This is a genomic window from uncultured Anaerovibrio sp. (assembly GCF_947302755.1).
Lineage (GTDB): Bacteria > Bacillota > Negativicutes > Selenomonadales > Selenomonadaceae > Anaerovibrio.
Map to the genome: position 1 here is coordinate 1 of NZ_CAMYWM010000074.1, position 12,645 is coordinate 12,645.

The window sequence follows — 12,645 nt, forward strand, 5'->3', positions numbered from 1 at the left end:
TAATGGCCAATATTGAAAGTCTCCTGGTGCGTCTCATGGAAGTTAATGACATGGTAAAATCCTTTTTCATTACCTCACACCATAATTTTACCCTGTCTGTGGATGAACCCTATGAGGCAGGTGAGCAGAAGGATAATATTCCCCAGCCGGTGTATGAAGCCGTGGAGGCCGATTGGTACCAACAGGCGGCAGAGCAGGGGAAAACTGTTTTTACTGATATACGGAGGTTTACATTTTCCAATGAACCCGGCCTGTTTTGTGCCACTCCATATTATGATGACAATGGCTCCCTGCTGGGGGTGGCTTCCATGCAGATTTCCCTAGAAAATCTGCGAATTCTTATTAAAGATATCGATCTGCCCAATGACGGCTTTTGCTTTACCTTGGACAGACAGGGAAGGGTTATTTTATCCTCTCAGGCTGAGGCTTACGAAGCCGGTACGGAGGCAGAGCTACCTGTGGATTTGAAGACGGATATCCGCAGGGCGGATAACCAAGGCCTGGCTGGGATAGCCCAGGAAATGACCATGGGACACAAGGGCATTCAGCTGGCAGAAATCGATGGTGATGAATATTTTGTGGCCTATGCTCCCATTGAATGCACGGGCTGGAGCTTTGCCACGGCCTTTGCCAAGGATGAGGTAATTGCCCCGGTAGAAAAAAACAGGGAAAATATCGAACAGCTTACTGCTGATAAGATAGAGGATTTGGAGAGTCATATAGACTTAATTATATTATTTATGGCTTTTTCCATTCTTCTGCTCCTTTGCTGTATGATTCAGGTAGGTCAGAGGGTATCCAGAAAATTTGTGGCCTCCATTCAAAAGCTGACGGATGGGGTCCGTGATATCACCAAACGAGCCATAATTGGTACATTACATGCTATGGGTGAATTGAGGCAGGAAGGTGATACAAGCAGTGACAGCAGCTTTGCCCAGCGGGTGGAAATTCGTTCCGGCGATGAAATTGAGGAGCTGGCCAATTGCTTCAATATCATGACGGAGGAGCTGGAGGGCTACATGGATACCCTGGTGGCGGAAACAGCCGAAAAGGAGCGTATCACCACGGAGCTGACCCTGGCCCAGGATATACAAATGGGGGTATTGCCTCATAAATTCCCCCCCTTCCCGGAGCATAGGGAATTTACCATTTATGCCTCCATGCATTCTGCCAAGGAGGTGGGTGGTGATTTCTACGATTTCTATATGGTGGACGAGCACCATCTGGCTGTAACCATTGCTGATGTGTCGGGGAAGGGCGTTGGCGCCGCCATGTTTATGGCCATATCCAAAACCATATTAAAAAATCTGCTGCTTACAGGCCCAAATATGACCCTATCCCAAATTATGGCCCATGCCAATAACCAGCTTAAGGCGGACAATACGGCCCGAATGTTTGTAACGGTGTTTATTGGTATATTGGATATAGGGACAGGCCGGTTTGAATACGTAAATGGCGGACACAATCCACCACTGGTTTACGATAAGGACAGGGGGGATTTCCGTTATTTGGAGGCGGAGGCCAATTTTGTACTGGCCGGACGCAAGAACATTACCTATGAAAGCCAGTGGATTATCCTGAAGCCGGGGGACACTCTGTTTATGTACACCGACGGAGTTACGGAGGCCATGAATTCTGCTGAGGAGCTATATGGCGAGGAACGATTGCTGGCCGCCCTTAACCAATCCGCCAATGCTCATGATCCTGTGGCACTTCTGGGGGAAATTACCCGGTCGGTGGCTGATTTTGCAGGAGAGGCAGAGCAGTCAGATGATATTACCATGCTGGGACTGACTTATTTGGGGCCAGCTTAACATTTTTTATGGATAAATAAAGGATTTTGATGGTTTATTATCGAAATTTACAGGATAAGAATATTTTTAAAATGGAGGAGTTGTGTATGTATAAAAATGAGTATAAGCGTTGGCTTGATTTTGACCTGGAGGATTGCGATTTATATCCTGAATTGGCAAAAATTGGGGATAATGAGGAGGAAATCAAGGAACGGTTTGCCGTATCACTGAAATTTGGTACAGCCGGTCTTCGGGGCGTGCTGGGAGCTGGTACCAACCGCATGAATATTTATGTGGTACGGCAGGCTACCCAGGGCCTGGCCAATTGGGTTAAAAAGCAGGGGGGAAGCCAGACGGTGGCCATCAGCTTTGATACCCGGCTGAAGAGTGATGTATTCTCTAAAACCGCTGCCGGAGTGCTGGCCGCCAATGGCATCAAGGTACGGATTTATGATGCCGCCATGCCGGTGCCGGCTCTGTCCTTTGCCACCAGATATTACAAGTGCAATGCAGGTATTATGGTAACAGCCTCCCATAATCCATCCAAGTATAACGGCTACAAGGCCTATGGCCCGGATGGCTGTCAGATGACTGATGATGCGGCGGCTATTGTCTATGATGAAATTCAAAAGACAGATGTGCTCACCGGGGCCAAGACCATGTCCTTTGCCCAGGGGGTGGAGGATGGTCTCATCCGCTTTGTGGATGATGGCTGCAAAAAGGCCTTTTACGATGCCATTGAGTCCAGACAGGTTCGTCCTGGCCTGGCCAAGACCAGCGGCCTAAAGCTGGTATACAGTCCTTTAAACGGTTCCGGTCTGGTACCGGTTACCCAGGTGCTGAAGGATATTGGCATCAATGATATTACCATTGTACCGGAGCAGGAATATCCAAATGGCTACTTTACCACCTGCAGCTATCCAAATCCGGAGATTTATGAGGCCCTGGAGGCCGGCTTGAAGCTGGCCGAGAAGTGCGATGCTGATTTGATGCTGGCCACTGACCCGGATGCGGACCGGGTGGGTATTGCCATGAAGTGTCCCGACGGGTCCTATGAGTTGGTTTCCGGCAATGAAATGGGCGTGCTGCTCCTGGATTATATTTGTGCCGGCCGCATTGAAAAGGGCACCATGCCAAAGGATCCGGTGGCCGTAATGTCTCTGGTATCCACGCCCCTGGCTGATGCGGTAGCCAAGAATTACGGCGTGGAGCTCCGTAAGGTGCTGACTGGCTTTAAGTGGATTGGGGATCAAATTCTCCATTTGGAGGAAGCCGGTCAGGAGGAGCGGTTTATCTTTGGCTTTGAGGAAAGCTATGGCTATTTGTCCGGCTCCTATGTACGGGACAAGGATGCAGTAGTGGCCTCCATGCTTATCTGCGAAATGGCGGCCTATTACAGAAGCATTGGCTCCAGCATCAAACAGCGGCTGGAGGAAATCTATGGCAAGTATGGCCGGTATTACAACAAGATTGACAGCTTCGAGTTCCCGGGGCTCAGCGGCATGGACAAGATGGCCGGTATTATGCAGGGCCTTCGTGACAATCCTCCGGCTGAATTCGCCGGCCTGAAGGTTACCAAGTCAGTGGATTACAAGAAAACTGAGGAAACGGGATTACCGGCAGCCAATGTGCTGATTTATACCCTGGAGGACGGTGCCACCATCGTTGTGAGACCTTCCGGCACAGAGCCTAAGATTAAGGCCTACTTTACCACCCTTGGTAAGGATTTGGCCGAGGCCCAGGCCAAAAAGGAAAAGCTGTCGGCAGCTTGTAAGCCATTGTTTGAATAATAAAAGCCATTGTTTGAATAATATTTGATAAACCGCAGCAATGGCGTTATAATTAAAGGGATTTGTGTTTTCGGTTTATTTAGATATGGATTGTCGTTTATTTAATTATTTTGTGAATGAGGTGTAAAAATGGAGTACGTGAAGATTCGTGAGCAGGATGCCAAGCACTATATTTATGAGTTTGAGGGAAGATACCCGGTCATTGATCCAAAGGCCTATTCCTTCAGCACAGCTACCCTGGTAGGAGATGTGGAGCTGAAGGAGTACGCCAGTGTTTGGCCAAATGCCACCCTTCGTGGAGACGTAAATAAGGTAGTGGTGGGCCGCTACAGCAATATTCAGGATAACAGCTGACTTCATGTGGCTGATGATTATGCCTGTATCGTAGGGGATTATGTAACGGTAGGTCACAGTGTTACCTTACATGCCTGTACCATCGAGGATTATTGCCTGATCGGTATGGGGGCCACCATTCTTGACGGTGCAGTTATCGGCCGTGGCTCCATTGTCGGTGCCGGTGCATTGGTAACCAAGGGAACCGTTATTCCGCCAAATTCCCTGGTGGTAGGTTGTCCGGCCAAGGTAAAGAAGACCTTGGATGAAAATGGCTTCAAGGCCATTCACGCCCAGGCTGTAAAATATAAGTCTGAGTGGGCAGAGAAGTATGGTCTGGGACCAGATGTAGGCGGCGAGATTTACGACGGTTCCAAGATAGTGTAAGTTTTAGTAGTTTGGAGAGATATTGATGGCAATCATGGAGGAAAAGATTCAGAGGGTTACGGAGGATATATTTGCAGATGTGGTGGAATCCCATACTGCCAGTAAGCTGTTTGAGCATTTACAGCTGGACCGGGATGCCATTATCGGCATTCTAGATAATCTTGTGGCTATTCTTTTCCCCGCCCATTTTGCCAATGAGAAAACCCCTGGAACCTATTCATTGAAATACGAAATGGGCACCAGGCTCTCCAATGTGGTTAATTGCCTTACCAATCAGGTGATGGTATCCCTCCAGCAGCATCCGGAGTACAGCAGCAAAAACGACGAGGTGCGACGGGAGCACGCTGAGGCCATAGTGGGAATTTTTGTGGATTCCCTTCCGGAAATCCGTCAGCTGCTAAAGAAGGATATTCAGGCCGGCTTTGACGGGGATCCGGCGGCCACCAGCTTTGATGAGATTATCTTTTCCTATCCAGGTTTTTATGCCATTATGGTTAATCGCATCGCCCATGTTCTTTATAAGCTGGAGGTACCCATGATTCCCCGCATTATGACGGAGCATGCCCATAGCCGTACCGGGGTTGATATTCATCCCGGGGCCACCATAGGCGAATACTTCTTTATTGACCATGGTACCGGTGTGGTTATCGGTGAAACCACCATTATCGGCGACCGGGTAAAGCTCTATCAGGGGGTTACCCTGGGTGGACTTTCCACACGGGCCGGTCAGGGGCTTCGGGGAAAGCGGCGTCATCCCACCATTGGCAATGACGTTACCATCTATTCCAATGCGTCAATCCTGGGGGGAGAGACCACTATCGGTGACGGCTGTATTATCAGCGGCAACTGCTTTATTACCAGCTCTGTGGCACCGGGCATGCGGGTAAGTAACGGCAAAGGGGATTTACAGATTATTCCTGATAAAAAATAGGTACAAAAAATACCAGTCAGCAGATACAGGTTTGCTGGCTGGTATTTTAATTTTGTCGGAAATACGGGGGAGACTAGTGCTTTAATAAATCCTTATGGGCATTTATGATTTCTGCCATAAGCATTTTTCCCATTATATCAGGATGCAGACCGTCATTGGCAAAGGACGAGTCCATCATGGAATGGGCGGAGTCGTAGAAAAAGGGTTCCAAATCAATATAATAGGGCTTTGTCTTAATGTATTTATTAATATTGGTCATTTTGGCATACCAATTTGGATCCGTTGGGGTTCTGAAGGCCAACATAATATTGGGTGGATTAATAGGCGGTAAGGTCAGCATAATAGGACGAATGTCGTTGTCTATACATTTTTGATAGATACCCTCCAGGTCAGCAATAACCATATCGGCGGTAATAAACGGATTTCTCAGGCAGTTGGAGCCGGTCAGGATTAACAGATTTACTGGATCTATGGGCAATACATCGCTGTCAAACCGCTCCAGGGACATGCGGGAGGTATCGCCGCTGCGGCCGATGTTGATGGCCGGAAAATCCAAATAGGTGGTATAGCTGTATTCCATATTGGAGGGCGCGAAGGAAACGGCACCGCCACCATGGGTTATGCTGTCACCAAAGGCGGCAGCCAACGGCCTATGGGAGCGTTTTTCCACCTCATAGCTGTCGGTGTCTGAATAAACCCCAATAGTTTCTCCCTTGGCATTAATGGCCCGTACCCGCCAATAATATTTACCGGAATACATCCGGGGATATTCATCATAGCAGCTGAAGGAGCCTACCACAGTTTGGGCCCAGGCCCGATTAGGAGTCGGCTTTGTATTATTTTCCTCAGCCGGAGGCTCTGCCATAAGCTCCACCTCATAACGGTCGGCACCGTACATGGGTATCCAATGGTAGGCTGGATAAACTGGCTGACGGAAATTTGGCATTCTGTCAAAGTTATTTAACAATGGCTTGTTGGGGGTCGGCAAAGAGGCATCCACCACAATTGGTTCAGCAGTGGAGAAAACCCCAATCGGTTCCTTTCGTAAATTAAGGGCCCGAACCCGCCAGTAAAGCTTTGGATATTTTAAGTAAGGCCGCAAATCAAACTGGATACCGTTGGTAAATACCATCTGGGTGGAGGTTATATGGTTGGCCTTGGACAGGGTAACAGAATTCTCTTCGTCCGGTGGGCCAGAAAGCAGCTCCAGCTCATATAACACACCATCAGGAATACTGTGCCATACCAGATACGGGATGGCACTGGCCGGATGCTCTGCAGTGTATTTGTATATGGGGATTGGGCGAAGGGGATTTCTATAATTAGGATTTGGCACGAAAATTTCATCTGAGGACAGCTTACCAAAGATACCATAGGCCGTTACCTGATAATAGGTGGGGATAGATGTGGTAGGCACATTGTAGGTATTTTCAAAGGTATAGTCCTCCTTCAGGTGATGGTATTCCTTGCCCTCAGGCCCTTTTCCGGTAGTTTTGGAGTACACATCCACCTTATAAAAGCAGGGATAGGGATATTGAGTCCACCCCATAACCATATTGCCATTTTCTTCCGTAAAAGTAGCTTCAATTTTATATTTTTTTAAATTAAATAAATCAGTTTTTTCAGTCAGGAATATACACAGTGCTGTGAAGCTGAATACCAGAATAAGAAATGAAACAAAACCAATAATAATTTTCCGCATTATTCACACACCTATATTTAAATTTTAACTTATAAGATAAATTATACCGCAGTTACTGAATTTTTTCTACATCAAATAATTCCTGCCTCAAACTGCTCTTTTCAAATGTCAAGGAAACGAGTATAATATAGAAGTTAAACGAGTATAGGTTAATCATATATATTTTCAAGATAAGCGAACAGAATATCAATTTACTAATGGAGAAATGATATAATGGAAATAAATCAGGACTTTGTAAATGGAATAAAACAGATTTTACCTGAGGAACAGTTTTTTATAAATGAGCCCATGTGCAAGCATACCACCTTCAATATTGGCGGTCCGGCGGATTATCTTATTTTCCCCGGCAGCATGGAGCAGCTCCAGGCCACTGTCAAGCTGATGAATCAGTGCGATATCCCCTTCACCATTCTGGGAAATGGGTCAAATGTGCTGGTGCTGGACAAGGGTATAAGAGGTGCGGTAATAAAATTCCATGCCCCAATGTCCTATAAGCGATGTGAGGGCAACATAATCGTTGCCGGTGCCGGTGCATACCTTAAGCATGTCTCCCAGTTTGCCGCAGATAACGGCCTTACGGGTATGGAATTTGCCTGCGGTATTCCCGGTTCCCTTGGGGGAGCGGTATTTATGAATGCCGGTGCCTATGATGGGGAAATGAAGAATGTGGTCAAGGAGGTCAAGACGGTAACGGCTACCGGAAAGATTTTGACCTATGGTCCCGATGAATTTAATTTTGGTTATCGCCACAGCGTGTTCCAGGCCAATGGTCAGGCCATTGCAGAAATAACCCTGGAGCTGCAGCCAGGGGACAAGGAAGCGATACGGGCCAAGATGGAGGATTATACGGCGCGACGGGAAAGCAAGCAGCCCTTGGAAATGCCCAGCGCAGGAAGCACCTTCAAGCGGCCTGAGGGATATTATGCCGGTACCCTTATTGACAGCATCGGCCTAAAGGGCCTGCAGGTAGGTGGTGCCCAGATTTCCACCAAGCACGCCGGCTTTGTGGTGAATTCCGGCCATGCCACCGCCCAGGATGTACTTGACCTCATCAAAGAGGTGCAGGACAGGGTGTATAAGGAAAAGGGCGTTAAGCTCTATCCTGAGGTGCGTATAATCGGAGAGCAGTAAGGCCATATTATCGAAGGCCAGCAGCTCTGCAGCATCGGAGAGCAGATAGCCAGTATAATCGGAGAACAGTAATGGGTATTGAAATCGAGCGCAAATTCCTTATTGATATGGATAAATGGCAGCCCCTGGATAAGGGAATAGAAATTCGTCAGGGCTATCTGTCCACGGACAAGGAACGAACCGTCAGGGTGCGGACCAAGGGGGACAGGGCCTATCTGACCGTTAAGGGGGGCACCCATGGTATTGCCCGTCTGGAGCTGGAATACGAAATTCCCCTGGCTGATGCCAATCAGCTTCTTGATAAGCTGTGCCATAAGCCCCTTATTGAAAAGTGCCGCCATTTGGAAAAGCATTTAGGACATTTGTGGGAAATTGATGTTTTCTTTGGCGATAATGAGGGCCTTGTGGTGGCTGAGGTAGAGCTAAAATCGGAAGATGAGGCCCTAGAGCTTCCGGAATGGATCGCCCAGGAGGTGTCCGGTGACAGCCGGTACTATAATTCAAATTTATCAAGGCGGCCATATAATAAGTGGTGATATGTTGGAGTCAGCTGGCTGGCTACTTTTTTGATTGACCGGAGGGGCCATTGTATTATTGGGGCCAGTTTATCGGCTCCTTTTTGATTGCCCGGAGAGGCCATTGTATTCAAGAAGTAATTGTAGTCATTTCCCAAGGCATGTATAAACTTATGTGCAGCCAAGATATACATTTTTTCTAAATTTACAATAAAATTACAAAAAAATAACCAAATGTGTTGACAAATAGAAATAATCGCGTAATAATATACACATGTTTACAGGTTTGTAGCTTCAGTAAGCAGATACAACATGCCATATTGTTACAGGCGATGATTGGGACGAAGAGCGGCAGTTTTTTTACAGAGAGTCGGGTTGCTGAAAGCCGATATTAAACGATGCTTGGACATCACCCATGAGCTTCGGCGTCGAGCTGCGCAGTGGTGCAGGGAGGCGTTGACGTGCTTCAGCGTTATTGAATTTGAGTACAATGCAGGGTGGTACCGCGATACTTCGCCCCTGTTGCCGGCATGGCAATGGGGGCTTTTTTGATGGAGGATTTTTATGAAACATGTTTTATCTGTATTGGTTAAAAACCAGCCCGGTGTACTGGTACGGGTTGCCAGTATGTTTTCCAGGCGGGAGTTTAACATAGAAAGCCTGACTGTAGGGGAGACGGAAAGAAGTGAGTTCTCCCGAATTACAGTGGTGGTCAGTGGTGACGAAGGCATCATTGACCAGGTGATGAAGCAGTTGGGAAAGCTGCCGGATGTGGAAGTGGTAAAACGACTTAATGAGGGGTCTTCGGTATACCGGATTATGACCCTTATCAAGGTTCAGGCAGACGATACCAACCGATTGGATGTGTTAAAAATGGCCGAGCTTTTCGGAGCCCGGGTCATCGATGTTCAACCCACTACCTTGATTTTTGAAATTACGGGCAGTGAGGACAAGGTGAAGGCCTTTAACCGGGTCCTGTCCTCCTACAAGGTTTTGGAAGTCATTCAGACCGGCTTTACCGGACTGGAGCGTGGGGAACATACCATATTAGAATATTGTGAGGAGAGAGAGTATTATGGCAAAAATCTTTTATGATCAGGATGTAAATTGGGAAGTAATTAAGGACAAGACGGTTGCCATTATTGGTTATGGTTCCCAGGGTCATGCCCATGCCCTTAACCTGAAGGAAAGCGGCCTGAATGTAGTGGTTGGCCTTTATGAGGGTTCCCATTCCAAGGCAGTTGCTGAAAGCAAGGGTCTGAAGGTCCTGCCAGTTGGTGAGGCTACCGCGGCAGCAGATATTGTCATGATCCTTATTCCGGACGAAAAGCAGGCAGATGTATACAAGAATGAGATTGCCCCTAACCTGAAGTCCGGTGCAGCTCTGGCCTTTGCTCATGGCTTTAATATTCATTTCCAGCAGATTATTCCACCTAAGGATGTGGATGTATTCATGGTGGCTCCTAAGGGACCTGGTCATCTGGTTCGTCGTACCTTCACTGAGGGTGGCGGTGTTCCTGATGTATTTGCAGTAGAGCAGGATGCTACCGGTCATGCCTTTGAGCTGGCCCTGGCTTATGCCCGTGGTATCGGCGGCACCCGTTCCGGCTGTATTCAGACCACCTTCCGCGAGGAAACTGAGACCGACCTCTTCGGTGAGCAGGCTGTACTCTGCGGTGGCGTATGCTCCCTGATTAAGAATGGCTTTGAGACCTTGGTGGCTGCCGGTTATCAGCCTGAGATTGCATATTTTGAGTGCTTCCATGAAATGAAGCTTATCGTTGACCTGATGTATGAGGGCGGTATGGCCAAGATGCGCAAGTCCATCTCCAACACAGCTGAATACGGTGATTATGTATCCGGTCCAAGAGTTGTAGGTGAGCCAAGCCGTAAGGCCATGGAGCAGGTATTGAAGGAAATTCAGGATGGTACCTTCGCCAACAAGTTCCTCACCGACAACCGGGCCGGCGGCTGGGCTAACTTCTATGCTATGCGCCGCCTCAATGCTGAGCATCAGATTGAGGAGGTAGGTGCCAAGCTCCGTGGCATGATGTCCTGGCTGAAGGATGGGGCTGACCTTTCCAAGGATTAATCAAAAAAAGGTTTTTTCGGATTAATATAGAATAGTCTATGTGTAGAACGGCTTACGCCATTTTCTGGTGTAAGCCGTTTTTTAAAAAGGATTTAGGAGGGTATACGTTATGGGTATGAATATGACCGAAAAGATTTTGGCCCGGCATGCGGGACTGGAATCTGTGGTACCAGGTCAGCTGATTACCTGCAAGCTGGATATGGTACTGGCCAATGATGTTACGGCACCGCCAGCCATTAAGGAGTTTGCCAAAATTGGCCGCCCGGTATTTGATAATACAAAAATTGCCTTGGTGCCGGACCACTTTACGCCAAACAAGGATATAAAAGCAGCCGGCCTGGCAAAGACAGTACGGGATTTTGCCAAGGAAAACAAGATTAAGAATTATTTTGAGGTAGGCAGGGTTGGAATAGAGCACGTTATATTGCCGGAAAAGGGTATTGTGGCCCCAGGCATGTGTATTATTGGTGCGGATTCCCACACCTGTACCTATGGAGCAGTAAACGCCTTTTCTACCGGAGTAGGCTCTACTGATTTAGGTGTGGCCATGGCCACCGGTGAAGCCTGGTTCAAGGTGCCAAAAACCATTAAGGTGGAGCTGACGGGCAAAAAGCCCAAGTATATTACCGGCAAGGATGTTATATTGACCCTTATCGGCATGATAGGGGTGGATGGAGCCCTGTATAAGTCTCTGGAATTTGCCGGGGAGGGTGTGGCAGAGCTGACCATGACGGACCGCCTGACCATTGCCAATATGGCCATCGAGGCCGGGGGCAAAAATGGTATCTTCCCATATGATAAGATTGCCGAGGAATATGTAAAGGGGAGAGTGGATTATGACTTTACCCCGGTGGAGGCCGATGCCGATGCCCAGTACGAAACGGTGATTCAAATTAATCTGTCTGAGCTGACCCCAGTGGTGGCCTTCCCGCATTTGCCTGAGAATACCCATCCTGTATCTGAGATTGGGGAAATAAAAATTGACCAGGTGGTAATCGGGTCCTGTACCAATGGCCGCTTTGAGGATTTGCAGCAGGCTGCGGAAATATTTAAGGGGCATAAGGTCCATCCGGATGTACGCTGTATTATTATTCCTGGCTCCCAGCAGATTTACATGGATGCCATTCATGCCGGCTTTGTGGATATATTTGTGGAAGCGGGCTGTGCCGTCAGCACCCCGACCTGTGGTCCGTGCCTTGGTGCCCACATGGGTATCATGACTGCCGGGGAAAAGGCTGTTTCTACAACCAACCGTAATTTCCGGGGCCGTATGGGCCATGTGGATTCTGAGGTGTATCTGGCCGGTCCTTATGTAGCTGCTGCCAGTGCTATTCTTGGACGAATTGCAGTTCCAGAGGAGGTTGAATAATATGGCACATGAAGGTAAGGTATGGCGTTATGGGGATAATATTGATACTGATGTGATTATTCCCGCCAGATATTTGAACTCCTTTGACCCCAAGGATTTGGCGGCTCACTGTATGGAGGACAGCGACGAGCATCAGGAGGCTCCCTTTGCCTCCAACGTGGCTGAAGGTGATATAATGGTGGAAGGAAAGAATTTTGGTTGCGGCTCCTCCCGAGAGCATGCTCCGGTGGCCATAAAGGCAGCCGGGGTACCGGTGGTTATTGCTGCCGATTTTGCCCGTATTTTCTATAGAAATGGTATAAATATCGGCCTCCCTTTGCTGGAAATCGGTGATGATGTGAAAAAAATCAGTCATGGGGATAAGTTAAGGGTGGATACCGCCACGGGGGTTATTGAAAATCTCACCACGGGGGAAACCTACCATGCCCAGCCATTGCCTGGCTTTGTTCAGGAAATAGCCAAGGCCGGGGGCCTTATTAATTACATTAAGGAGAAGAAGTAATATGGCTAAAAAAATTGTTGTTATTCCAGGGGATGGGATTGGCAAGGAAATAACCGACTCAGCCGTTGAGGTATTAAAAAAGACAGCAGAAAAATTCGGC

Annotated in this window: 13 protein-coding genes; 12 read left to right on the forward strand and 1 reads right to left on the reverse strand. The window is 48.0% G+C overall.

The window, feature by feature from the left end; translation table 11 throughout:
* The 5 genes from Q0Y54_RS08145 to Q0Y54_RS08160 all read left to right on the forward strand — a co-directional run.
* Positions 1–1,814: SpoIIE family protein phosphatase (locus tag Q0Y54_RS08145; protein ID WP_297966178.1), on the forward strand; the 1,814-nt coding region annotated here is incomplete at its 5' end.
* A gap of 86 nt (positions 1,815–1,900) precedes the next feature.
* Entirely contained in the window at positions 1,901–3,583 is a 1,683-nt protein-coding gene (locus tag Q0Y54_RS08150; protein WP_297966180.1) for a phospho-sugar mutase, read from the forward strand.
* Positions 3,584–3,712: 129 nt separating this feature from the next.
* Positions 3,713–3,937, forward strand: a complete 225-nt coding sequence (locus tag Q0Y54_RS12645) for a hypothetical protein (RefSeq protein WP_366072510.1) — start codon at positions 3,713–3,715, stop codon at positions 3,935–3,937.
* Between the two features lie 6 nt (positions 3,938–3,943).
* Positions 3,944–4,303, forward strand: a complete 360-nt coding sequence (locus Q0Y54_RS12650) for a gamma carbonic anhydrase family protein (RefSeq protein ID WP_366072512.1) — start codon at positions 3,944–3,946, stop codon at positions 4,301–4,303.
* Positions 4,304–4,328: 25 nt separating this feature from the next.
* Complete coding sequence (locus tag Q0Y54_RS08160; protein ID WP_297966182.1) at positions 4,329–5,234, forward strand: serine O-acetyltransferase; 906 nt, start codon at positions 4,329–4,331, stop codon at positions 5,232–5,234.
* Positions 5,235–5,307: 73 nt separating this feature from the next.
* On the opposite strand, the gene Q0Y54_RS08165 is transcribed toward Q0Y54_RS08160, so the two are convergent.
* A complete protein-coding gene (locus Q0Y54_RS08165; protein ID WP_297966184.1) occupies positions 5,308–6,936 on the reverse strand; it encodes a GDSL-type esterase/lipase family protein in 1,629 nt (542 codons plus the stop codon).
* A gap of 213 nt (positions 6,937–7,149) precedes the next feature.
* Here Q0Y54_RS08165 and murB point away from each other — a divergent pair, with 213 nt between their 5' ends.
* The 7 genes from murB to Q0Y54_RS08200 form a co-directional block, all read left to right on the forward strand.
* Positions 7,150–8,067: a UDP-N-acetylmuramate dehydrogenase gene (gene murB / locus Q0Y54_RS08170; RefSeq protein ID WP_297966186.1), complete on the forward strand. Its 918-nt coding sequence runs from the start codon at positions 7,150–7,152 to the stop codon at positions 8,065–8,067.
* Between the two features lie 71 nt (positions 8,068–8,138).
* A complete protein-coding gene (locus Q0Y54_RS08175) occupies positions 8,139–8,603 on the forward strand; it encodes a CYTH domain-containing protein (protein ID WP_297966189.1) in 465 nt (154 codons plus the stop codon).
* 543 nt (positions 8,604–9,146) lie between these two features.
* Positions 9,147–9,677 carry an acetolactate synthase small subunit gene (gene ilvN / locus Q0Y54_RS08180; protein WP_297966191.1) on the forward strand — a complete coding sequence of 177 codons (531 nt, stop codon included), beginning with the start codon at positions 9,147–9,149 and terminating at the stop codon, positions 9,675–9,677.
* Positions 9,658–10,674, forward strand: coding sequence for a ketol-acid reductoisomerase (gene ilvC, locus Q0Y54_RS08185; protein ID WP_297966193.1), 1,017 nt, complete (start codon positions 9,658–9,660; stop codon positions 10,672–10,674). The genes ilvN and ilvC overlap by 20 nt, the downstream gene beginning before the upstream one ends.
* A gap of 109 nt (positions 10,675–10,783) precedes the next feature.
* On the forward strand, positions 10,784–12,043 hold the full coding sequence (leuC, locus tag Q0Y54_RS08190; protein ID WP_297966195.1) for a 3-isopropylmalate dehydratase large subunit: 1,260 nt from the start codon (positions 10,784–10,786) through the stop codon (positions 12,041–12,043).
* Position 12,044: 1 nt separating this feature from the next.
* Positions 12,045–12,545: a 3-isopropylmalate dehydratase small subunit gene (locus Q0Y54_RS08195; RefSeq protein WP_297966197.1), complete on the forward strand. Its 501-nt coding sequence runs from the start codon at positions 12,045–12,047 to the stop codon at positions 12,543–12,545.
* 1 nt (position 12,546) lies between these two features.
* The coding region (locus Q0Y54_RS08200) for an isocitrate/isopropylmalate family dehydrogenase (protein WP_297966199.1) at positions 12,547–12,645 on the forward strand (99 nt) is incomplete at its 3' end.